The organism is Pseudomonas sp. AC239, from assembly GCF_979258545.1.
This window is the reverse complement of sequence record NZ_OZ409864.1, coordinates 5,472,141-5,494,628: the sequence shown is the minus strand read 5'-3', so window position 1 is coordinate 5,494,628 and position 22,488 is coordinate 5,472,141. Positions and strand designations below refer to the sequence as shown.

General features: G+C 59.6%; 22 protein-coding genes. 11 read left to right on the top strand and 11 right to left on the bottom strand.

What is annotated here, in order from left to right; genetic code table 11:
* The first annotated feature begins 104 nt into the window (after nucleotides 1-104).
* Complete coding sequence (locus ACZ0AZ_RS24915) at nucleotides 105-560, top strand: winged helix-turn-helix transcriptional regulator (protein WP_463538381.1); 456 nt, start codon at nucleotides 105-107, stop codon at nucleotides 558-560.
* 24 nt (nucleotides 561-584) lie between these two features.
* Here the strand turns inward: ACZ0AZ_RS24915 and ACZ0AZ_RS24910 are convergent, their stop codons facing one another.
* The gene (locus tag ACZ0AZ_RS24910; protein WP_039763173.1) at nucleotides 585-1,448 is read right to left on the bottom strand and encodes an MBL fold metallo-hydrolase; all 864 of its coding nucleotides are present in this window, start codon (nucleotides 1,446-1,448) and stop codon (nucleotides 585-587) included.
* Between the two features lie 92 nt (nucleotides 1,449-1,540).
* On the opposite strand from ACZ0AZ_RS24910, the gene ACZ0AZ_RS24905 reads away from it, so the two are divergent.
* The 3 genes from ACZ0AZ_RS24905 (at nucleotide 1,541) to ACZ0AZ_RS24895 (ending at nucleotide 4,105) form a co-directional block, all read left to right on the top strand.
* Nucleotides 1,541-1,882, top strand: a complete 342-nt coding sequence (locus ACZ0AZ_RS24905; protein ID WP_039763171.1) for an ArsR/SmtB family transcription factor — start codon at nucleotides 1,541-1,543, stop codon at nucleotides 1,880-1,882.
* Between the two features lie 168 nt (nucleotides 1,883-2,050).
* A complete protein-coding gene (locus ACZ0AZ_RS24900; RefSeq protein WP_463538380.1) occupies nucleotides 2,051-3,295 on the top strand; it encodes an NAD(P)/FAD-dependent oxidoreductase in 1,245 nt (414 codons plus the stop codon).
* 9 nt (nucleotides 3,296-3,304) lie between these two features.
* Nucleotides 3,305-4,105 (top strand): sulfite exporter TauE/SafE family protein, encoded by an 801-nt coding sequence (locus tag ACZ0AZ_RS24895; protein ID WP_463538379.1) that lies wholly within the window; start codon nucleotides 3,305-3,307, stop codon nucleotides 4,103-4,105.
* Between the two features lie 94 nt (nucleotides 4,106-4,199).
* On the opposite strand, the gene ACZ0AZ_RS24890 is transcribed toward ACZ0AZ_RS24895, so the two are convergent.
* The 6 genes from ACZ0AZ_RS24890 to ACZ0AZ_RS24865 all read right to left on the bottom strand — a co-directional run bounded on the left by ACZ0AZ_RS24890 (nucleotide 4,200) and on the right by ACZ0AZ_RS24865 (nucleotide 10,449).
* Nucleotides 4,200-5,480 (bottom strand): TRAP transporter large permease, encoded by a 1,281-nt coding sequence (locus tag ACZ0AZ_RS24890; RefSeq protein ID WP_039763167.1) that lies wholly within the window; start codon nucleotides 5,478-5,480, stop codon nucleotides 4,200-4,202.
* Nucleotides 5,480-6,007 carry a TRAP transporter small permease gene (locus tag ACZ0AZ_RS24885; protein WP_039763166.1) on the bottom strand — a complete coding sequence of 176 codons (528 nt, stop codon included), beginning with the start codon at nucleotides 6,005-6,007 and terminating at the stop codon, nucleotides 5,480-5,482. The genes ACZ0AZ_RS24890 and ACZ0AZ_RS24885 overlap by 1 nt, the downstream gene beginning before the upstream one ends.
* Nucleotides 6,008-6,083: 76 nt before the next feature.
* Nucleotides 6,084-7,058, bottom strand: a complete 975-nt coding sequence (locus ACZ0AZ_RS24880; RefSeq protein ID WP_039763165.1) for a TRAP transporter substrate-binding protein — start codon at nucleotides 7,056-7,058, stop codon at nucleotides 6,084-6,086.
* 60 nt (nucleotides 7,059-7,118) lie between these two features.
* Nucleotides 7,119-8,012, bottom strand: coding sequence for an SMP-30/gluconolactonase/LRE family protein (locus ACZ0AZ_RS24875; RefSeq protein WP_130000014.1), 894 nt, complete (start codon nucleotides 8,010-8,012; stop codon nucleotides 7,119-7,121).
* 44 nt (nucleotides 8,013-8,056) lie between these two features.
* Nucleotides 8,057-8,881, bottom strand: coding sequence for an NAD-dependent epimerase/dehydratase family protein (locus tag ACZ0AZ_RS24870; protein WP_463570633.1), 825 nt, complete (start codon nucleotides 8,879-8,881; stop codon nucleotides 8,057-8,059).
* 272 nt (nucleotides 8,882-9,153) lie between these two features.
* Nucleotides 9,154-10,449 carry an OprD family porin gene (locus ACZ0AZ_RS24865; RefSeq protein WP_130000012.1) on the bottom strand — a complete coding sequence of 432 codons (1,296 nt, stop codon included), beginning with the start codon at nucleotides 10,447-10,449 and terminating at the stop codon, nucleotides 9,154-9,156.
* A gap of 309 nt (nucleotides 10,450-10,758) precedes the next feature.
* On the opposite strand from ACZ0AZ_RS24865, the gene ACZ0AZ_RS24860 reads away from it, so the two are divergent.
* The 4 genes from ACZ0AZ_RS24860 to ACZ0AZ_RS24845 all read left to right on the top strand — a co-directional run bounded on the left by ACZ0AZ_RS24860 (nucleotide 10,759) and on the right by ACZ0AZ_RS24845 (nucleotide 15,622).
* Nucleotides 10,759-12,414: an MFS transporter gene (locus ACZ0AZ_RS24860; protein ID WP_463538377.1), complete on the top strand. Its 1,656-nt coding sequence runs from the start codon at nucleotides 10,759-10,761 to the stop codon at nucleotides 12,412-12,414.
* On the top strand, nucleotides 12,411-13,553 hold the full coding sequence (locus tag ACZ0AZ_RS24855; RefSeq protein ID WP_039763160.1) for an HlyD family secretion protein: 1,143 nt from the start codon (nucleotides 12,411-12,413) through the stop codon (nucleotides 13,551-13,553). Before ACZ0AZ_RS24860 ends, ACZ0AZ_RS24855 begins: the two co-directional genes overlap by 4 nt.
* Nucleotides 13,554-13,727: 174 nt before the next feature.
* Nucleotides 13,728-15,224 carry a helix-turn-helix transcriptional regulator gene (locus ACZ0AZ_RS24850; protein ID WP_039763159.1) on the top strand — a complete coding sequence of 499 codons (1,497 nt, stop codon included), beginning with the start codon at nucleotides 13,728-13,730 and terminating at the stop codon, nucleotides 15,222-15,224.
* 140 nt (nucleotides 15,225-15,364) lie between these two features.
* On the top strand, nucleotides 15,365-15,622 hold the full coding sequence (locus tag ACZ0AZ_RS24845; protein WP_024013284.1) for a DUF1652 domain-containing protein: 258 nt from the start codon (nucleotides 15,365-15,367) through the stop codon (nucleotides 15,620-15,622).
* A gap of 1,005 nt (nucleotides 15,623-16,627) precedes the next feature.
* On the opposite strand, the gene ACZ0AZ_RS24840 is transcribed toward ACZ0AZ_RS24845, so the two are convergent.
* From ACZ0AZ_RS24840 to ACZ0AZ_RS24825, 4 genes are all read right to left on the bottom strand, one after another.
* The gene (locus tag ACZ0AZ_RS24840; RefSeq protein WP_024013283.1) at nucleotides 16,628-17,395 is read right to left on the bottom strand and encodes an SDR family oxidoreductase; all 768 of its coding nucleotides are present in this window, start codon (nucleotides 17,393-17,395) and stop codon (nucleotides 16,628-16,630) included.
* Between the two features lie 37 nt (nucleotides 17,396-17,432).
* A complete protein-coding gene (locus tag ACZ0AZ_RS24835; protein ID WP_415762164.1) occupies nucleotides 17,433-18,500 on the bottom strand; it encodes a phosphotransferase family protein in 1,068 nt (355 codons plus the stop codon).
* A gap of 164 nt (nucleotides 18,501-18,664) precedes the next feature.
* Nucleotides 18,665-19,633 carry a 2-hydroxyacid dehydrogenase gene (locus ACZ0AZ_RS24830; RefSeq protein ID WP_463538376.1) on the bottom strand — a complete coding sequence of 323 codons (969 nt, stop codon included), beginning with the start codon at nucleotides 19,631-19,633 and terminating at the stop codon, nucleotides 18,665-18,667.
* Between the two features lie 152 nt (nucleotides 19,634-19,785).
* Nucleotides 19,786-20,169: a tautomerase family protein gene (locus tag ACZ0AZ_RS24825; RefSeq protein WP_130000008.1), complete on the bottom strand. Its 384-nt coding sequence runs from the start codon at nucleotides 20,167-20,169 to the stop codon at nucleotides 19,786-19,788.
* Nucleotides 20,170-20,417: 248 nt separating this feature from the next.
* Here ACZ0AZ_RS24825 and ACZ0AZ_RS24820 point away from each other — a divergent pair, with 248 nt between their 5' ends.
* The 3 genes from ACZ0AZ_RS24820 (at nucleotide 20,418) to ACZ0AZ_RS24810 (ending at nucleotide 22,367) form a co-directional block, all read left to right on the top strand.
* Nucleotides 20,418-20,612, top strand: coding sequence for an FtsB/FtsL family cell division protein (locus tag ACZ0AZ_RS24820; protein WP_056789207.1), 195 nt, complete (start codon nucleotides 20,418-20,420; stop codon nucleotides 20,610-20,612).
* A gap of 49 nt (nucleotides 20,613-20,661) precedes the next feature.
* Nucleotides 20,662-20,832 (top strand): hypothetical protein, encoded by a 171-nt coding sequence (locus ACZ0AZ_RS24815; RefSeq protein WP_463538375.1) that lies wholly within the window; start codon nucleotides 20,662-20,664, stop codon nucleotides 20,830-20,832.
* Between the two features lie 254 nt (nucleotides 20,833-21,086).
* Nucleotides 21,087-22,367 (top strand): HAAAP family serine/threonine permease, encoded by a 1,281-nt coding sequence (locus ACZ0AZ_RS24810; protein WP_130000007.1) that lies wholly within the window; start codon nucleotides 21,087-21,089, stop codon nucleotides 22,365-22,367.
* Nucleotides 22,368-22,488 lie beyond the last annotated feature (121 nt).

Sequence of the window (22,488 nt, the reverse complement as noted above, 5' to 3'; positions counted from 1 at the left end):
CGTCCTCGTATTGTGGTTTTGAATTGAAACCTTGGCATTGATCTTTGTCTATTCAGGTTGTTAAATGCAACCACATTCAGCCGCTGATACAGTTCAGGAACAACATGGCCCGACAGCAATTATTGGCCCAGAGCGAATGCCCGGTGGCGCGGACCCTTGAGGCCATTGGCGATCGCTGGGCCTTGATGATTATTCGCGATGCATTCGATGACGTGCGCCGTTTCAGCGAATTCCAGAAACGGCTGGGGCTGGCGAAGAACATACTCTCGGCCAAACTGAAAAGGCTGGTCGAACTCGGTGTGCTGGAGATTCAACCGGCGTCCGACGGCAGTGCCTACAAGGAATACGTGCTCACTGACATGGGCCGCGCGGTGTTTCCCATCGTTGTCAGTCTGCGCCAGTGGGGCGAGCGCTTTCTGTTCGCGCAAGGCGAGGAGCATTCGGTATTGCTCGACAATGAGCGGGCCGAGCCTGTTGAGACTATCGTCGTCCGTTCGACCGCCGGCGCGCTGCTGACTCCGGCCCATTGCCATCGAAAACTGGTGACACGCGGGCGATGATGCGCGCTGGCTGTGAATTGTCTGTCAGAGTTTGTTGAGGGGGATTTTCAGGTAGACCACGCCATTGTCTTCCGCCGCCGGCAGATTTCCCGCCCGCACATTCACTTGTATGGCCGGCAGCAACAACGTCGGCATGCCCAGCCCGGCATCACGCTGAGTGCGCATTTCGACGAACGCCGCTTCATCGATTCCGTCGTGCACGTGGATATTGCTTTTGCGCTGTTCGCCAACGGTGGTCTGGCAGTGCGAGGCGCGGCCCTCGGGCGGGTAATCGTGGCAAACGTAGAGCCTCACGCTGGCCGGAAACGCCAACAGCTTCTGGATCGACTTGAATAATTGCTGCGCATTGCCGCCGGGGAAATCGCAGCGCGCGGTGCCGACGTCGGGCATGAACAGCGTGTCGCCGACGAGGATCTGTTCGGCGTCGATCAGGTAGGCCATGTCCGCTGGCGTATGGCCAGGGACGTGCAGGGCGGTGGCCTTGAGATTGCCGATCATGAACGCCTCGTCCGGCGCGAACAGGTGATCGAACTGCGAGCCATCGACGCGAAATTCCGGCTCAAGGTTGAACAGCGCCTTGAACACGTTCTGCACTTTACTGATCGATTCGCCGATGGCGATCTTGCCGCCCAATTGACGACGCAGATAAGGCGCGGCGGACAGGTGATCGGCGTGTGCATGGGTTTCCAGCAACCATTGCACTTGCAAGCGATGCGCACGTACGAAGGCGATGATCTTGTCCGCCTGTGCCGTGCCGGTGCGTCCGGCGGCGCCGTCGTAATCGAGCACCGGGTCGACGATTGCGCACTGGCCACCGTCGGCTTCATAGACCACGTAGCTGTAGGTCGAGGAGGCGGGGTCGAGGAACGCTTCAATCAGGGCGGGCATGGCTAAAACCTGTGCTGGGGAATTTCGGGTTGCAACACTTTATGTAAAAACATAATGTTCGCAGCTTAAGTGACCTTCAAGGCCTCGTGCAAATGCAATCCAGTCTGACCGAATGTGAAGTCGCCCAACTGCGCGCCTCGGCGTCCAAAGCCTGCGCGCTGCTCAAGGCTCTGGCCAATGAGGATCGCCTGTTGATTCTCTGCCAACTGACGCAAGGCGAACGCAACGTCGGCGAGCTGGAAACCATGACCGGTGTACGCCAGCCGACGCTGTCCCAGCAACTCGGCATCCTCCGCGACGAAGGGCTGGTCGCGACCCGCCGCGAAGGCAAATACATTTTCTACGGCCTGGCCAGTCACGAAGTGATCCAGGTGATGAAAACTCTGTCGGGGCTGTATTGCGGAGCGGTGCTCAAGAGCTGGGAACAGTCATAAATGCCAGCCCTCACACTTACTTACCCTGTGGGAGCTGGCTTGCCAGCGATGAGGACTTATCAGCCAATATTTATGTGACTGACACACCGCTTTCGCTGGCAAGCCAGCTCCCACAGGTTCTTTGGTTTGACCCGAACAAATCCTTGCGTGCAGCAAAAGGAACAAGCAATGAACGATCAACACTGGGGCCCATCCATCAGTGCGGACATCGTGGTCATCGGCGGCGGGACGGCCGGCATCGCTTTTGTCGCCAGCCTGCTCAAGCGTGACCCGCATCTCAACATCACCGTAATCGAACCGAGTTCAGAGCATTACTATCAACCGGCGTGGACGCTGGTCGGCGGTGGCGCGTTTGACGTGAAAGACACGGTCAGACCGATGAGCAAAGTCATGCCGCGTCAGGCAACGTGGATTCAGGCCAGCGTCAGCGCCATCGATCCGGATCACCACCAACTCACCCTCGACGACCAGCGCACCGTCAGCTATCAGAACCTGATCGTCTGCCCCGGCCTGCGCCTGGCCTGGGAGAAAATCGAAGGCTTGCAGGAAAGCCTCGGCCAGCACGGCGTCACCTCCAACTACAGCTATCAACACGCCCAGTACACTTGGGATCAAGTGCAGAAACTGCGCGACGGCCGGGCGCTGTTCACCCAGCCAGCGATGCCGATCAAATGCGCCGGCGCGCCGCAAAAAGCCTTGTACCTGTCTTGCGACCATTGGCGCAAATCCGGAGTACTGCGCAACATCAACGTTGAGTTCAATCTGGCCGGCGCCGTGCTGTTTGGCGTGCCGACGTTCGTGCCGCCGCTGATGAAGTACATCGAACAGTACGACGCGCAACTGGCGTTCAACTCGAATCTGGTCAAGGTCGACGGCCCGACGAAAACCGCGTGGTTCGAAGTCAAGGACGCCGACGGCAACGTCAACCGCGTGGCGAAAACTTTCGATCTGCTCCACGTCGTGCCGCCACAAGTCTCGCCGGATTTCATCGCGCAAAGCCTACTGGCCGATGCCGGCGGTTGGTGTGAAGTCGATCCGCACAGCCTGCAGCATCCGCGCTATCCCGACGTGTTCGCACTGGGCGATATCTGCGGCACCAGCAACGCGAAAACGGCGGCGGCGGTGCGCAAGCAGGTTGTCGTGGTTGCGCAAAACCTCTTGGCCGCGCGCAAGCAACAGCCGCTGCCGCTCAAGTACGACGGCTACGGCTCGTGCCCGCTGACGGTGGAGAAGGGCAAGGTCATCCTCGCCGAGTTCGGCTATGGCGGCAAACTGCTGCCGACCTTCCCGCTGGACCCGACCGTGCCCCGGCGTTCGGCATGGTGGCTGAAGGCGACGCTGCTGCCGTGGTTTTACTGGCACGGCATGCTCAAGGGCCGCGAGTGGCTGACGCGCCTGTCCAAGGTCGACTGAGAAAAACCTATGTTGCTGGCAAGTCTGTTTGGTGTGGTGATGGGGTTGGTGCTCGGCCTGACCGGTGCGGGCGGCGGGATCCTCGCGGTGCCGGCGCTGGTGCTCGGGCTCGGCTGGACAATGACGCAAGCGGCGCCTGTGGCGTTGTTTTCGGTCGGCAGCGCGGCAGCGGTCGGGGCGATCGATGGTTTGCGCCACGGCCTGGTGCGTTATCGCGCGGCGCTGTTGATTGCGGCACTGGGCGCGGTGTTTTCGCCGCTGGGGATCTACTTCGCGCATCAGTTGCCGGAAAGGGTTCTGATGATTCTGTTCAGCCTGCTGATGGTGCTGGTTGCCTGGCGAATGTTCAGAAAAGACCGTCAGCAAGCGGGGCCGAGCGATCACGGCCACGCCAGTTGGGGCCAGAAAAACTGCATGCTCAACGAGCAGACCGGGCGCTTCGACTGGACCGCCAAATGCACCGCCACCCTGGCTGCACTGGGAGCGGTTACTGGCGTGGTGTCGGGTTTACTTGGCGTCGGCGGCGGTTTTCTGATCGTGCCGGCGTTCAAGCAACTGACCGATGTGCAGATGCGCGGCATCGTTGCGACGTCGTTGATGGTGATCAGTCTGATTTCCGCGATCGGGGTGATCGGCGCGTTTCATGCGGGGGTGCGTATCGACAGCCAGGGCGCGGCGTTCATTGTCGCCAGCATCGTTGGCATGATCATCGGTCGCAGTCTGTGCGCACGGGTGCCGGCGCGGGCGTTGCAGGTGGGGTTTGCCAGTGTCTGTCTGGTGGTGGCGGGGTACATGTTGTTGCGGGCTTGAGGATCAAAAGATCGCAGCCTCGTAGCACTCGACAGCTCCTACCAGAGAGTGCGGTCCTGTAGGAGCTGCCGAAGGCTGCGATCTTTTCAGACGGTTACAACACCAGGTGCGGCAGCCAGAGCGAAAGGGCGGGCACGTAGGTGACCAGCATCAACACCAGGAACAGCACCGCATAGAACGGCAGCAGGGCTTTAACGGTGCTTTCGATACTGACCTTGCCCACCGCCGAGCCCACGAAGAGCACGGCGCCCACCGGCGGTGTTATCAATCCGATCCCCAGGTTGACCAGCATGATCATGCCGAACTGCACCGGGTCGACACCGATACCGAGAATCACTGGCATCAGGATCGGCGTGAGGATCAGGATCAGCGGCGCCATGTCCATCACCGTGCCCAACAGCAGCAACATGACGTTGATGCACATCAGGATCACGTAACGGTTGTCCGACAGGGTCAGGAACATCGTGGTGATCTTCGCCGGGATCTGCATCAGCGTCATGATGTAGCCGAAGCTCGCGGCGAAGCCGATCAGAATCATCACAATCGAGATCGTCCGCACGGTGCGGTGCATCAGCTTGGGCAGCTCACGCCACTTGTAGTCGCGATAGATGAACATGGTCACGAAGAACGACCACAGCACTGCGATCGCCGCCGATTCCGTCGCGGTGAAAATCCCCGAGAGGATGCCACCGAGAATGATCACCATCGCCATCAGGCCCCAGAGGGCCTCGCCGACGATTTTCAGCGCCTGGCGCATCGGGATGACTTCGCCCTTCGGGTAGTTGCGCTTTTTCGCGAAGATCAGACACAGCACCATCAGGCAGGCGCTCATCAGCAGGCCCGGAACGATGCCGGCCATGAACAGCGAGGCGATCGAAACGGTACCACCGGCGGCCAGCGAGTAGAGCACCGAGTTATGGCTTGGCGGGGTCAGCAGGGCCTGCACCGAACCGCTGACGGTGACGGCGGTGGAGAAGTCCCGTGGATAGCCCTTGCGTTCCATTTCCGGAATCAGCACCGAACCCACCGAGGCGGTGTCCGCTACCGACGAGCCGGAGATCGCGCCGAAGAAGGTCGAAGCGACGATGTTGACCAGTGACAGGCCACCGCGCACGAAACCCACCAGCACGCCGGCACACGCCACCAATCGCCGGGACATGCCGCCCTCGGCCATGATCGCACCGGCGAGGACGAAGAACGGAATGGCCAGCAGCGAGAATTTGTTCACGCCCGAGGCGACCTGGATCATCACCGCCTGGAACGGAATGTCGATCCACCATGCGCCGATCAGCGCGGCGGCGCCCAGCGCGTAGGCGACCGGCATGCCGATCAGGATCAAAGCGATAAAACTGCCCAGCAGTATCAGAGCGTCCATTAAGCGGCACCTTCACTTTCTTCCACCAGGTCGAACTGCACGACCCGCCGTTTGCTCTGGTCACCGAGCAAGAGTTTTTCCAGGACAAAAATCAGCGTCAGCAAGCCGCCCACCGGAATCGGCAGGTAGGTCACGCCAACGCGCAGATCGGGCAGGGCGGCCATGAACTGGTTCCAGGTCGACATGCACAGCTTGGCGCCCCAGATGGTCATGAAGATGCAGATCGCCGCCATCAGCAGTTGCGAAAAAATCGCCGCCGCTGATCTCAACTGCGGTGACATGCGATCGGTGAGCATGGCCACGGCCATGTGCGCGCCGGCGCGGTAACTGGCGGCGGCACCGATGAAAGTGAACACCATCATCAGCAGGATCGCCGTCGGCTCTGGCCAGCTTGAGCCGGTGCCAAGTACGTAGCGGGCGAATACGCCCCAGGGAATCATCAGGGAAATCGCCAGGACGGAAACGCCGGCGACCCAGATGCATGTCATGTAGATCTTGTCGTTGATACGCAGCAGCAGATTCTTCATCGGGTTCCACCGTAACCGGGCGCGCCTGAGTCATCAGGCGCGCCGGGCCTTGTTCATGAGTACGGAGCGGGAGGCGTTACTGAACGGCTTCGATTTTCTTGATCAGGTCGGCGTACTTCGCGCCGTACTTTTCCCGTACCGAAGCGGTGGCGTCGTAGAAGGGTTTCTTGTCGACTTCGATGAACTCGACGCCGGCGGCCTTGAGTTTTTCTTCACTGGCGGCGGACTTCTTGTCCCACAGCACGCGTTCTTCAGCCTGAGCAGCCTTGGCGGCTTTCTTCACCAGTTCCTGTTGATCCGGAGTGAGTTTCTCCCAAGTGATTTTCGACATCACGATCGGCTCTGGCAGGATCAGGTGACCGGTCAGGCTGTAGAACTTGGCGTTCTGGAAGTGGTTGTGTTCGAGCAGGGTCGGCGGGTTGTTTTCCGCGCCGTCGATCACGCCGGTCTGCAGGGCGCTGAAGATCTCGCCGGTGTCCATGGCGATGCCGTTACCGCCCATGGCATTCATCATGTCGATGAACATCGGGTTGCCTTGCACGCGGATCTTCATGCCCTTGAGGTCTTCGAGTTTGCGCACGGGTTTCTTGGTGTAGATGTTGCGCGTGCCGCCGTCCATCCACGCCAACGCTACCAGGCCGAATTCGGAGTTGGTGATCTTGTCGAGAATCTCATCGCCCACCGCGCCATCGATGACGTTACGCATGTGCTGATGGTCGCGGAAAATGAACGGCATGTTGAACACGTTCACGTCCGGCACCACGGGGCCGACGATACCCAGGCTGACGCGCGACAGCTGCACCGCGCCGACCTGCATCTGCTCGATGACTTCCTTCTCGGAACCGAGCACGCCACCCGGGAAATATTGGAAGGTCAGTTCGCCGTTGGTTTCCTTGGTCAGGGTCTTGCCCATGTTTTCTTCGGCGACCACGGTTGGATAACCGGCGGGGTGGATGTCAGCGAATTTGAGTTTGATTTCTGCCTGAGCGGCACCAGCGAAGGTGAACATCAGCGGAAGTGCAGCGGCGAGCAAGGTGCGTTTGAAGTTCATGGGGGTGAGTCTCCAGTCTTGTTATTTTTGTGTTCAAGGCGCAGCGGTGCAGCAGAGGGGCTAAAGCAGATCGTTGAATTCAGGTTCGGCGAGGCCTTTGACGCCCGGCTTCAAAGCGAATAAGCCGCCGGCCAGGGATTGCGGGTCGAGGTCGTCGCCGGGGCGAATCGAGGCGACAAAAAGAGTGTCGAAGTTGCTGCCGCCGAAAGCGCACATGGTCGGTTTTTTCACCGGCACTTCCAGTGAGAAGTCGAGGCGGCCATCCGGCGCGAAGCGGTGAATCAGGCCGGCGTCGTTGGCACAGATCCAGTAGCAACCTTCGGCATCCACGGCGGCGCCGTCGGGGCGGCCGGGGAAGTGATTCATGTCGACGAAGATTCGGCGATTCGACGGCGTACCGGTTTCGATGTCGTAATCGAAGGCCCAGATCAGCTGCACGTTGGGGTGCGAGTCCGACAGGTACATGGTTTTGCCGTCAGGGCTGAAGGCGAGGCCGTTGGGCACGATGAAGCCATTCAGTTGCGCTTCGATCACGCCAGTCTGCCCGGCGCTGTAGCGATAGAGTCGGCCTTCAGGGGCGTTCAGGCCCATGTTCAAGACCATGCTCCCTGCCCAGAAACGCCCTTGGCGATCGCAGCGACCGTCGTTGAGGCGCATGTCGGGGCGGCTGTGCTCGACGGTGGCGAGCAATTCGCTGTCGAGGCTGCCGTCGGTGTGCGGGTGCAGGCGAAAGAAACCGCTTTCCATGCCGGCGACCCAGCCGCCACTGCGGTGGCGGGTGATGCAGGCGAGCATTTCCGGGGTTGTCCACGAGGCAACATGGCCAGTGTCGGCACTCCAGCGTTGCAGCCCGCCGTTGGGAATATCGACCCAGTACAGCGCGTTTTCCTGCGCCACCCAGACCGGGCTTTCACCGACCGCGTTGCGGGCGTCGACGATCAATTCGGCTTGCATACTCATTCCCTTGGTTTTTATTGGAGGGGGATCAAGTCGAGCGATCAGTCGCCGAACGGGCCTGCTGCGACGAAGGCGCCGCCCTGATAGATCCGCGCCGGATCATCGTCGGCCGGCATCGGCTGCGCTTCGACCTTGTCGCGGAACACTTCCGAGCTGTCCCTGGCTTCGAAGCCGAGGTGGCTGGCGTAGCGGTTGTCCCACCAGACGTCTTTGTTGGCGGACATGCCGTAGACCACGGTGTGACCGACGTTCGGCGTGTACAGCGAGCGTTCGAGCAGTTGCGTGAGATCGTCGAAGCTCAGCCAGGTGTGCATCATCCGGCGGTTCTGCGGCTCGGGGAACGAGGAACCGATGCGGATGCTGACGGTTTCGATGCCGTAGCGATCGAAGTAGAAACTGGCCATGTCTTCGCCGTAGGACTTGGAGAGGCCGTAGTAACCGTCAGGACGGCGCGGGGAGGTGGCGTCGAGTTTTTCGTCCTGCTTGTAGAAGCCGATCACGTGGTTCGAACTGGCGAAGATCACCCGCTTCACGCCGTGCTTGCGCGCCGCTTCGTAAATGTGAAAGACACCGCAGATGTTGGCGCCGAGGATTTCTTCGAACGGCCGCTCAACCGAAACGCCGCCGAAATGCAGAATCGCATCGACGCCTTCGACCAGTTGATGCACCGCTTGCTTGTCGGCGAGGTCGCAGAGCACGACTTCTTCGTGTTCATCGACGGCCGGGGCGAGGGCGGCGATGTCGGACAGGCGCAGCACATTGGCGTAAGGGCGCAGGCGTTCGCGCAGGACTTTGCCCAGGCCTCCGGCGGCACCGGTCAGCAGCAGGCGGTTGAAAGGAGCGCGGGGGGTAGAGGTAGACGTCATGGCAATCCATGAACACATTGTTATTAGGTTTGTTGTAGGTTGTCGTATGACTGCGCTGAAGTATCGGTAGGGTTTCCGGCTCTTGTCAACGCGACTTTTGGTGTAGATGACGGAAGGGGCGATTCATTTTCTCAACACCCTATACCTGACTTGCAATGCAATCCCCTTGTGGGAGCGAGCCTGCTCGCGAATGCGGTGTGCCAGTCAGAACAAATCGACTGGTCCGGCGCTTTCGCGAGCAGGCTCGCTCCCACAGGGCAAACCGCCAACCGTTACAACAACGAAATCGGATAGCTGATGAATATCCGGTTTTCGTCGAACTCATTGGTGCTGAAGTCCCGGCGAATGGTCGCGTTGCGCCATTTTACGTTGAGGTTTTTCAGCGGGCCGCTCTGCACGGTGTAGGCCAGTTCCGACTCGCGGCCCCATTCCTTGCCATCGTTGGTGCTGGCGGTGTGCACGTTATCGCCGCTGATGTAGCGGTTCATCAGGGTCAGGCCAGGCACGCCCAGCGCAACGAAGTTGTAGTCGTGACGCACCTGCCAGGAGCGCTCTTTGGCGTTGTCATAACTGGCGTTGTAACTGTCGTTGGCCAGGGTGCCGCCGCTGGTGCCGTTGACGCGCATCCACGCATCGTCGCCAGTAAGTTTCTGCAGGCCGACGTAAAAGGTGTTGCCGCCATACTTGGCCGAGAGCAGGGCGAACGCGGTCTTGTTGTCGAGGTCGCCGGCCTGGGCGCTGCCGTCTTCCTTGCCGGTGAAGAAACCGAGGTTGGCGCCCAGCGTCCAGTCGCCCATCGGCTGGCTGTGGCTGAGGTTGAAATACTGCTGCTGATAGATGTCAGTGAGCTCGGCGTACCACACGCCGACCATGGTGCGTTTTTCGTTGAAGGTGTATTCGCCGCCGCCGAAGTTGAAGCGATCGGAGGTGAATGCACCGCGGCCGTTCATCGACATGTCTTCCATGCTCGCGTCGTTGCGCGGACTGTTGCCACGGAACTGGCCGCCGTAGACAGTCAGGCCGTTGATCTCGGTGGAGGTGATCTGGCCGCCGCGAAAGGTCTGCGGCAGGGAACGGCCGTCATCGGAGCGCAGGATCGGCAGCACCGGCATCCATTCGCCGACCTTCAGTTCGGTCTTCGAGACTTTGGCTTTCAGCGCCACGCCGAGGCGGCCGAAGTTGTCGGCGGGGCGGCCGTCATCATGGATCGGCAGCAACTGCGTGCCACCGGTACCTTTGCCGCCATCGAGCTTCTGCGAGTACAGGCCAAGGATGTCGAGACCGAAGCCGACGGTGCCTTGGGTGAAGCCGGATTTGGCGTCGAGGATGAAGTTCTGCGTCCACTCTTCAGCCTTGCCTTGCGGGTTGGCCGGGTTGACGAAGTTGCGGTTGAAGTAGGCGTTGCGCAGGTTCAGCGTGGCTTTGCTGTCTTCCAGGAAGCCTTCGGCATCGGCGCTCATCGGCAACGCCAGGGCGAGGCTACTGCAGCCGATCAGGCTCAGGGTCGAACGCGGTTTGAAATGGGCAACACGTGAAGGGCGGACGGAATTGCGGGCGAGTGGGCTCACTGTGACGCTCCCTGAATCGTTTGTTGTTTTTATTATTTGTCATACGTCGTCGTACAACATTGAGGCGGATATTTCCCAGATTTTCGGAGCTTGTCAACTGGAAGTTATACGATGACCCTCCATGCGACGCAGAACCCCTGTGGGAGCGAGCCTGCTCGCGAATGCGGACTTTCCTTCAATGAAGTTGTCGACTGACACAGCGCTTTCGCGAGCAGGCTCGCTCCCACAGGGTTCCTTGGTGTCTGTCGAGCCGTGTATTGCCCGTCAAATTGCGGCAAACTTCCTTCACCCCCAGCACCAGGCCGATCCATGGATAAATACGCCCCGCGCAACTGGCAGCCCCACGAAAAACCCAGCCTGCCCGGATCCCCCTCGACTCCATTGCACTCCACGCCCAAGCGCTTGGCATACGCGGCGGTCGGTGTGCTGGTCGCGGTGACCGGTGGGCTGGGGAATTCATTGGTGGTGGCCAACCTGCCTTATCTGCAAGGTTCGCTCGGCGCGACCACGGCGGAGATGGCCTGGCTGCCGGCGGCGTACGTGATGACCAACGTGTCGATGAACCTGCTGCTGGTCAAGTTTCGCCAGCAGTTTGGCTTGCGCGCGTTCACCGAGGTGTTTCTGGTGCTGTATGCGCTGGTGACCTTCGGCCATTTGTTCGTCAACGATCTGAATTCGGCGGTGGCGGTGCGTGCTGCCCACGGCATGGTCGGTGCAGCGCTGAGCTCGCTGGGCCTGTATTACATGGTCCAGGCGTTTCCGGCGAAGTGGCGGCTGAAGGCGCTGGTGCTCGGCCTCGGCACTTCACAACTGGCATTACCGCTGGCGCGGCTGTTTTCCGAAGACCTGTTGCAGATTGCCGAATGGCGCGGCCTCTATCTGTTCGAATTGGGCATGGCGCTGCTGTCACTTGGCTGTGTATTGCTGCTCAAACTGCCACCCGGCGACCGCTTCAAAACCTTTGAAAAACTCGACTTCCTGACCTTCGCCATCCTCGCCACCGGTGTGGCGTTGTTGTGCGCGGTGCTGTCGCTCGGGCGCATCGACTGGTGGCTGGAAGCAGACTGGATCGGTGTGGCGCTCGCATGCTCGATTGCGCTGATCATCATGGGCCTGGCCATCGAGCACAACCGCAGCAACCCGATGCTGATGACCCGCTGGCTCGGCAGCGGAACGATGATTCGCCTGGCGCTGGCGGTAACCCTGATTCGCATGGTCACTTCGGAGCAATCCACCGGCGCGGTCGGGTTCATGCAGAACCTCAACATGGGCTATGAACAACTGCACAGTCTGTACGTGGTGATGCTGATCGGCAGCATCGCCGGCCTTGCCACCAGCGCGTTGACCATCGACCCCAAACACCTGCTGATGCCATTGATCATCTCGCTGGCACTAATGGCCACCGGTTCGGTGATGGACAGCTTCTCGAATAACCTGACCCGCCCCGCAAACCTGTATTTCAGCCAGTTCCTGCTGGCGTTCGGCAGTACGTTTTTTCTCGGCCCGACCATGGTCTTCGGTACGCGCAACGTGCTGACCAATCCGCGCAATCTGGTGAGCTTTTCCGTGCTGTTCGGGATCTGCAACAACCTCGGCGGATTGCTCGGCGCGGCGTTGCTCGGCACTTTTCAGATCGTGCGGGAGAAGTACCATTCCAGCCACATCGTCGATCATCTGGTGATGTCCGATCCGTTGGTCGCGGCGCGAGTGCAGAGCGGCGGCTCGGCGTTCGGCGGTTTGCTCGCCGACCCGAGCCTGCGCAATCTGGCCGGCATTCGCAGCCTCGCCAATGCGGCGACACGCGAAGCGAACGTGCTGGCCTATAACGATGTCTTCATGCTGATCGCGGTCATTGCCGTCCTGACCATGATCTGGCTTTCGATTCGCGCGTTGTGGCTGATGAGCACCACCAAAGCCATTGAACCGACACCTTCCGTACCACCCAGCGGTGCCACTTCTTCATGACCGAACCGACCACCACAACCACCAACGCCATCGCCGCCACGCCTGAAGGGGAGGCGCCGCCGTCATCACCCAACACTGCGCCGCGTTCGCTGCGGGTGCGGATCATTTCTTCACTGGGCTTTGCCGCAATCGCCATCGTCGGCGTACTGATCGTGCTGTATGCGTGGCAACTGCCGCCATTCAGCAGTGCGGTCGAAACCACCGAAAACGCCTTGATCCGCGGGCAGGTGACGATCATCGGCCCGCAGCTCAGCGGCTATGTGTTCGAAGTGCCGGTGCAGGACTTCCAGTACGTCAAGGCTGGGGACCTGCTGGTGCGTCTGGACGACCGCATTTATCAGCAACGCCTCGACCAGTCGCTGGCACAACTGGCGGTGCAGAAAGCCGGATTGGCCAATGTCGTGCAGCAGCGCAACAGCGCCGAGGCGACGATCAAATTGCGTCAGGCAGTGCTCGCCGACAGCCAGGCGCAGTTGCGCAAGAGCGAGGCTGATCTGCGCCGCAATCAGGAACTGGTGCGTGACGGCTCGGTGTCCAAACGTGAATTCGACGTGACCCTCGCCGCCAACGCGCAGAGCACCGCGGCGGTAGCGCAGGCCAAGGCCAATCTGGAAATCGCCCGCCAGGATCTGCAAACGGTGATCGTCAATCGGGGCTCGCTGGAAGCCGCCGTGGCCAGTGCCGAAGCGGCGGTGCAACTGGCGCGGATCGATCTGTCGAACACGCGGATTGTTGCACCGCGAGATGGCCAGCTCGGGCAGATCGGCGTGCGCCTCGGCGCCTATGTCAACTCCGGCGCGCAGTTGATGGCATTGGTGCCGGATCAGAAATGGGTGATCGCCAACATGAAGGAAACCCAGATGGCCAATGTGCGTGTCGGGCAACCGGTGCGCTTCACCGTCGACGCTTTGAACCACCGCAGATTCACCGGCCATGTGCAGCATATTTCGCCGGGCACCGGGTCGGAATTTGCCTTGCTGCAGGCCGACAACGCCACCGGCAACTTCGTCAAGATTGCTCAGCGGGTGCCGGTACGGATCACGATTGACCCGGATCAGCAGGAAGAAGAGCGGCTCAGGCCGGGGATGTCAGTGGTTGTCAGTATTGATACTGCAGCGGGTGATACTCAGCATCACTGATTAGCTGCGACGTCTGCTTGCGAAACCCTTGTATCAGTGACAAATACTCCAGCCGACTCACCGCTTCGCGAGCAGGCTCGCTCCCGCAAGGGGCAGTGGTTTTCCGGGTGTCGCACGATCCTGAGCCGCTGCGGTCGTACTTTTCACCTAGCCGCATCACAGTGTGGAGATCCAATGAGCCAGGAAGTCCTGACTACCGAAACCAACCGTCGCCAGTTGCAGCAGATCATCGCCGGGCTGTCGGACGGGGTGATTCTGCTGGAGCTCGACAAAAGCATTCTCTGGGCCAACGAAGCGGCGCTGACCATGCACGGTGTCAGCACCATCGGTGATCTGGGCACCAACGCTGACGAGTATGCCAAGCGCTTTACGCTGCGCTATCGCAATAATCATGTCTTGCCACCCGAGAACTACCCGATCAGCCGCGTGGCGCGCTGTGAAGCGTTCAGTGATGTGCTGATCGAAGTCTCCTCCGTGGATGACCCCGAGCATATCTGGGTGCACAGCGTGCGCAGCATGGTGCTGACCGACCGCGTCGGCCAGCCCGAGTCGCTGGTGCTGATCATGAGCGACGTCACCGATTGGGCCAACGCCGAGTTGCGCTTCGAAAAAACCTTCAATGCCAACCCTGCGCCGGCAGTGATCTGTCGTCTGAGCGATTTGCGTTACATCAAGGTCAATCCGGGCTTTCTGGAAATGACCGGCTACACCCGCGATCAAGTGATCGGCACTTCGGCCTATGAAATCGATATTTTCGAACAGGCCGATCAGCGCGATCTGGCCGTTCAGCGCTTGCGCGATGTCGCGACCATCCCGCAAATGCAGGCGGAATTGCGTCTGCCGGATGGGGGCAGCAAGCAGGTGATCGTTGCCGGGCAGCCGCTGCTGCTCAATGACGAGAATTGCATGCTGTTCTCCTTTGTCGACATGGAGCCCCGGCGCCGCGTGGAAGTTGCCTTGCGTCAGAGCGAGGAGCGCTTTGCAAAGGCGTTTCGTCTGACACCGGTACCGATTCTGATCTGCACCGCTGACAAGCAGGAGGTCATCGACGTCAATCAGGCATTCCTCGATACCCTGGCCTATGACAGCGATGACGTACTCGGGAAAACCGTGACGCAATTGAGCTTCATCCACGATGACGGCGCGCGCACGCGGCTGTTGTCGGCGCTGGCGAAGAACGGTCGGGTGGATCGCGTCGACGTGCCGGTTCGCAAGAAGGATGAGGAGTTGCTGGAGTGTGCAGTTTCCGCTGACACCGTAAATATCCACGATGTTTCCTGTTATCTGCTGGTGCTGATGGACATGACCGAGCGCAAGCGCACTGAGCTTGAGTTGGTGGCGGCGATTGAAGAGGTGATGAAGGATGCGTCGTGGTTCAGCCGAACGTTGATCGAAAAGCTGGCCAACGTGAAGAAAATCAACTCGCCGCAACTGCCCAGCGCTTCGTTCACTGATCTGACGGCGCGTGAGCGGGATGTACTGGGTTTGATCTGTGAAGGTCTGGCGGACAAGGAGATTGCCGCGCGGTTGAAATTGGCGCCGAACACCGTGCGCAATCATGTCGCGACTGTGTATTCGAAAATTGATGTGCACAGCCGCAGCGAGGCGATTGTCTGGGCTCGGGAGCGAGGCTTGTTTTCGGGAGAGTGGGGCACCAAGGGCCAGCGTTGAAGGGGTGCAAATGCACTAGTTACAAGGGTGCAAATTCATGTATTGGCGAGGGCGTTGTGTTCTTAGGCTGGTGGGGTGCGGTGTGGGCCATTTCGGCCTGCGATCGTGCCCCTTTTGAAACAGCCATAGGAACAACCTCAATGATGAATCTTGCGCAGTTGCGCGCTCGGCTCGAGCACAGTTTTGCGCCGCTGGCTTGTGAGTGTTCGGTGGATGGTGATCATTCGCTGACGGTCAAGTTGTATCACCGGGATTCGGGGCAGGTGGATCTGGTGATCAGCGGTCTGGATCTGGCTTCGCTGCGTACGCCTGGGGCGGTTGAGGCGTTGGTGGATGAGTTGCGGTATGAGCTTGAGAGCAATTCCTTGCGTTCTTCGCGGGATCCGGATTTGGCTTAGTGCGCTTTGGTCTTGGCGGCCTTTGGGCCGGCCATGTTGTGGGGGGGTTGGGTGTATATCCGTTTCTGCGGGTGCTACTGGTTACGGTTCCGCCCTTACGGCGGGTCACTTTTGGCAAACGCCGGAATGCCGGCCCAGCCCAAAGTAACCAAAAGGTCTTCGCCCTGACGTTCGGCCCGCTCGCTGAAGCTCGGGGTTCCTTCGCTCCGGGATCGATCCTGGCGCAGCGGCTACGGTTTGCTTCGCTGCACCTCCTTCCGCTGTGTACGACTGCGTCGTACGGTCGCTGCGCTCCCACGCCCGGATCAATCCCTCCACTCAGCCTGCCGACGGGCTCTTAGATCAAGATCAAAAGCGGTACTCGAGCTAACGCTCATTGTTTTGAGTGGTGAAGAGCGGATGAGCTTTGCTTCTTCCGTTTCTGTGGGAGCGAGCCTGCTCGCGATGAGGCCCTCGCCGGCAACGATGGTCTCAATCCAGCCCACTGCCGGAAAATTCGCGCAAAACCGACAGCCAATCCCAGCCAATCTCCCCAATCCACTGGCGCTAACAAGGCGCTCAGCTATAAATAACGAGTGGTCAGGTCTTCCGCGGCCGGTTGGGTTGCGGGAGTTTGTCTCTCTTTACCGCGGGTCGCCCTATGAATAATCCTGGGAAACGCGTATTGCCGTTGGCTTTTCTTGCAGTGTTGTTGGCCGGTTGTGCCAGTCCTCCACCGCCTGCGCCTGTCGCGCCGCCACCACCGCCGGAACGTCGGTGTGAGGTGCTGGAGAATACTGAGGTTGCCGGGGATATGTATGTGGATGGGCAGGTGACGCGCCACATCACCACTACCCGTTGCATAACCCAATAACGCTGCTGATGTTCCGGTGCTGGAATCCCGCACTGACCCTGTGGGAGCGAGCCTGCTCGCGAAGGCGTGGTATCAGTCAAGACATAGCTGACTGACCCAACGCTTTCGCGAGCAGGCTCGCTCCCACAAGGGTCAGGTATCCGTCCTGAAAATCAGGACAGGAACCCGCCATCCACATTCAGCGCCACACCAGTGGTGTAGCTCGACGCATCGCTGGCCAGGTACAACACTGCTCCAGCCATTTCGCTTGGGTCGGCTACGCGCTTGAGCGGAATCTGCGTGAGCGCCTGTTTCAGAATCGCGTCGTTTTTCACCAGGGCCGAGGCGAATTTGGTGTCGGTCAGGCCGGGGAGCAGGGCGTTACAGCGGATGCCGAATTGCGCGCATTCCTTGGCGAAGACCTTGGTCATGTTGATGACCGCCGCTTTGGTCACCGAATAAATGCCTTGGAAAATCCCCGGCGAGATGCCGTTGATCGAGGCGACGTTGATGATGCTGCCGCCACCGTTTTCGCGCATCAGCTTGCCGGCTTCGACCGACATGAAGAAGTAGCCGCGAATGTTCACGTCGACGGTCTTCTGGAACGCACCGAGATCGGTGTCGAGCACGTTGCAGAATTGCGGGTTGGTCGCGGCGTTGTTGACCAGAATGTCGAGGCGGCCGAACTGTTCCTTGATCCCGGCAAACACTTGGCTGATCTGCTCCATCTCACCGATGTGACAGGCCACGGCCGTGGCCTTGCCGCCGGCGGCGGTGATAGCGTCGGCGACGTGCTGGCAGCCTTCGAGCTTGCGGCTTGAGACGATCACGTGGGCACCTTGCTGGGCCAGCAGTTTGGCGATGGCTTCGCCGATGCCACGGCTGGCGCCGGAGACGAAAGCGATTTTGCCGTCGAGGTCGAACAACTGAGTCTTGGACATGGGGTTCCCTTGTTGAAGGTCTTGTTATTGGCCCGGATCAGAGGCTGGATTTCTGGATGACCTGCAGGCTCATCTGCTCGAGCAGTTTGTTCATGTGAATGAACTGCGCGAAGCGTTTGTCCTGTGTCTGGCCATGGTAGAAGCGGTAGTAGATCTGCTGCACGATGCCGGCCAGGCGGAACAGGCCGTAGGTGTAGTAGAAGTCGAAATTGTCGATGCGGATGCCCGAGCGCTCGGCGTAGTAGTCGACGAATTCGCGGCGGGTGAGCATGCCCGGCGCGTGGCTTGGCTGGCGGCGCATCAGTTGCACCGGTGCCGGGTCGCCGGCTTCGATCCAATAGGCGAGGGTGTTGCCCAGATCCATCAGCGGATCGCCGAGGGTGGTCAGTTCCCAGTCGAGCACGCCGATGATCTGCATGGGATTGGCCGGGTCGAGGATGACGTTGTCGAAGCGATAGTCGTTGTGGACGATGCTTGAGGTCGGGTGGTCGGCCGGCATCTTGTCGTTGAGCCAGGCTTTCACGGCTTCCCAGTGCGGCGCGTCCGGGGTCAGGGCTTTTTCGTAACGCTCGCTCCAGCCTTTGATCTGCCGCGCGACGTAGCCTTCAGGCTTGCCCAGATCGCCAAGTCCGCAGGCGTTGTAATCAACGCGGTGCAGTTCAACGAAACGGTCAATGAAGCTTTTGCACAGTGCTTCGGTTTTCGCCGAATCGAGACCCAGCTCCGGTGGCAGCTCGGCGCGCAGGATGATGCCCTTGACCCGTTCCATTACATAGAACTCGGCGCCGATCACCGTTTCATCGGTGCAGTGCACGTAGGCCTTTGGGCAATACGGGAAGCCGTCGCGCAGTTGGTTAAGGATGCGGAATTCACGGCCCATGTCGTGCGCGGATTTGGCCTTGTGGCCGAACGGCGGACGGCGCAGGACAAATTCTTGTTCCGGGTATTCCAGCAAATAGGTCAGGTTCGACGCACCGCCGGGGAACTGGCTGATCTGCGGGCTGCCGGTCAGGCCGGGGATGTGCGCCTTGAGGTACGGATCGATCAGGCTGGCATCGAGTTCTTCGCCCGCGCGGATCCGGGTGGACTGGTCAGTAAGCGCCATGCTTATCCCTTCTGCTTATTTTGGAGGCCAGACATCATTGGCTAATCTAATGGCGCGCTCGAATGCTCACAAGCGCGGGTCGGTCTTATAGGTTAGCGTGTTGCTGGATGATCAACTTTGAGAATGGGGGCGATGAACGCTGCAGACCGAGGATCCCGAGCGCCTTAATGCACACGCTGGTTAATCAGTTTCGGTGGCAGCGCGACGGGAGTCAGCACCGGTTGTCCGGAAAAAAATGCCATCAGATTTTTGCCCACCAGCTCAACCGTGCCTTGTGTAGCCTCAGGGGAAAGCCCGGCTACGTGCGGAGTCAGCACAACATTGCTGAGGCTTTTCAGGGCATCGGGCACTTCCGGTTCGTGATCGAAAACATCCAGCGCGGCACCAGCGATGCGCCGCTGTTCCAATGCAGTGATCAGGTCCGCCGTAGCGATCACGCTGGCTCTGGCGATATTGACGATGAATCCATTCGGTCCGAGCGCGTCAAGCACTGTTCGTGTGACCAAATGCTGCGTTGTAATGCCACCGGGCGTGGCAACCACCAGAAAGTCCGAAACTCTCGCCAGATCGGTCGGAGTCGAGCAGAACGCGTAAGCCACATCGCTGCGCACCTGGCGGTTGTGGTAGCTGATCTGCATGTCGAAACCCAATTCCGCGCGCTTGGCAATCGCCATGCCCACCGCGCCCAGCCCAAGAATTCCCAGGCGTTTGCCGGCCAGCGACGGGCGCATGATTTTCGGCCATTCACCGCGGCGCACCGCTGCATCACAGCGCGGAATGTCGCGGACCAATGCCAGCAACAGCGCCATCGCATGATCGGCAACTGACGAGGCGTTGACCCCGGCACCATTGGTGACGGTGATCCCGCGGTCGCTGGCCGCTTGCAGATCGACTTGTTCATAACCCGCACCGATCACCGTGATGATTTTCAGGGCGGGCAGGGCGCTGATCTCTTGGGCGGTCAGGCCCAGCGGGCCGCGAGTCAGCACGGCATCGATACGACTGCCATGGGTGATGATGGCTTGCGCACGTTCGGCCGGCGTTGGTGCAAGGATCAGATGGAATCCCTGGTGTTCGAGAATCGGCAGATAGTCATTGATCGTTTCAACCAGTACCAGAACGGTTGCGGGCATTGCGCGGCTCCTGTGATGGGCGGCGGGTGGGTCGCGAAAGTCGACTCAGAGTGCTGAATCCGCAGCGGCTTGGCAATCGTTGCATTCACGCAGTGGTGCTTTGATTCTGGACGGGTTCGTGGAACAAGCAAGCACCCATGGCGTACGGCCAATCAGGTGACGTATTGCGCAATGCCATTGCCGAACGACCAGTTCTCTTTTTTCACCTCCACGAGATTGATGAACACATCCTCCGGGCGTATCCCCACGTGCGCATGCAGGCTTTCGGCGATGGTTTTGAACATCAATTGTTTCTTCTCCACAGTGCGGCCTTCACTGATGGTGATTTGAATGAACACCACGCCGTCGCTGCGCTGGATGCCGAGATATTGCGGGTCATATACGAAGTGCTGGCCGTCGTGCTCGTTGAGAATCTGGAAATTGTCGTGCTCGGGCACATCGATGCAGCTGCGCAGGGCGGCGTAGATTTGTTCGCCGATGCGCCTGGCGAAAGTAGGGTCGGGGTTTTGCTGGATGTCGACGCGGACCAGTGGCATGGGAGGCTCCTTGGGTTATGGCTCCTCACACGCTAGATCAAGGGCAGGGTTCTGGCAGGTAATTGGTCTGGAATATCGCAAATTCCGTGTATGAGGCGGCTTACGTGACTCGCGGATTTTCCCTACGGGAATGGCAGATGCGTCTGCTGGTTAGCGTGAATAGAACAGTTTGATGATAAGGGCATGACGATAGCCGTCGATGTGCATGCAAATGCTGACACCGATCCGCCAGCAGCCAAGGAGGGCAAATGTTCCATAACGATCGCGAAAATCTGGAGCTCGACAGGCTGGAAAACGAATCAAGGAAACTCGTGGCTGAATGGAAAAAGCTTCAGGCTGAAGAGAAAAAGTTATCAAGGGAGACGAAGCTCTATCCAATTGCAGTGTTTGGTGGAGTCTTGACTGCAATCACCGCAGTGGCAGGGTTTTTCTTCAAGTTGTGAGTCTTCATGCTACACGACCGTCAGGCGCATTATTCAAAGGTTAATCAGTATGAGCACATATGACCGTAAGGCACGACTGGAGCAAATTGAGCGAGAGTTCGCAGAATATGAAGAAGCGGTGCGCAATAGGGACAAGCGCGAAAATGGCAAGCTCTGGTTGCTTTTCGGCTTCGGGCTGTACTGCGTTTTATTGGGTTTCATGCTCGGCATATCGCTCTAGGCGCATTCGATGACGCATGGGTGGGTGCAAAACGTATCCGTTTGCGGCATCTGACGTATCCGTGAACGACCTTGTTTTTTCCATAAACGACCATCCTTGGATCTGCTCCGCACAACCATTCCTCAGCTAAGTCTTTGCTTGCATTGATTTATCACGGAGAATCGCGCCCCTGTTTCGGCCGGAGCATGTCTGTCGGTTTTTTCCGACGCATCCTGACCGAGTGGCAAGTGACCGGAAAGCGGAGATCCGACCGGATGAATGATCAGGCCAATAGCCTCGAAAAGCGTTTCGACGCAGCAGCACCCGCTGAACTTTCGAGCTGGAATCGCCAGGACACCACCTGGATGCTGGGACTGTTTGGGACGGCCATTGGCGCCGGCACCCTGTTTTTGCCGATCAACGCAGGATTGGGTGGCTTCTGGCCGCTCGTAATCCTCGCGCTGCTGGCATTCCCGATGACGTTTTACGCTCACCGTGGCCTGACCCGTTTTGTGCTGTCCGGTCGCGAAGGCGCCGATATCACCGAAGTGGTCGAGCAGCATTTCGGCATCAAGGCTGGTGCCCTGATTACGCTGTTGTACTTCTTCGCCATCTTCCCGATCCTGTTGATCTACAGCGTCGGCCTGACCAACACGGTCGCCAGTTTCCTCGAACATCAACTGCACATCACGCCGCCACCGCGCGCGTTGCTGTCGTTCGTGCTGATTCTTGGCCTGCTGGCCGTCGTGCGTTGCGGTGAGCAGGCAATCGTCAAGGCCATGAGCCTGATGGTCTATCCGTTCATCGTCGCGCTGCTGTTCCTCGCCGTGTACCTGATTCCGCACTGGAACGGCGGCATCCTCGCCACTGCCTCGCAAGTGCCGGCGCCGTCAGCGCTGTTGCACACGCTGTGGCTGGCGATTCCGGTGATGGTGTTTTCGTTCAACCATTCGCCGATCATCTCGGCGTTTGCGGTCGATCAGAAGCGCCGCTACGGCGTGCATGCCGAAGAGCGCAGTGCGCAGATTCTCTCCCGCGCTCACGCACTGATGGTGCTGATGGTGCTGTTCTTCGTATTCAGCTGCGTGCTGACCCTGTCGCCGGAGCAACTGGCTGAGGCCAAAGATCAGAACCTGTCGATCCTGTCGTACCTGGCCAACCACTTCAGCAACCCGACCATCGCCTTCGCGGCGCCGTTGATTGCGTTCGTGGCGATCTCCAAGTCGTTCCTCGGCCATTACATCGGGGCCAGCGAAGGCCTCAAGGGCTTGATCGTCAAGAGCGGCAAACGCCCGGGCGCCAAGGCGCTGGATCGCATCGTGGCGGCGTTGATGCTGGTGATCTGCTGGATCGTAGCGACGCTGAACCCGAGCATCCTCGGCATGATCGAAACCATCGGTGGTCCGGTGATTGCGGCGATTCTGTTCCTGATGCCGATGTATGCGATTCGCAAGGTGCCAGCGATGGCGCGTTATCGCGGTCAGGCGTCGAACGTGTTTGTTACTGCAGTTGGGCTGGTAGCGATTTCGGCATTGGTTTACAAGCTGTCTGTGTAACGACTGATCGTTCCCACGCTCTGCGTGGGAACGCCTCTTGTGATGCTCTGCGTCACGCTTGGGGACGCAGAGCGTCCGGGGCTGCATTCCCACGCGGAGCGTGGGAACGATCAAAAAAAAC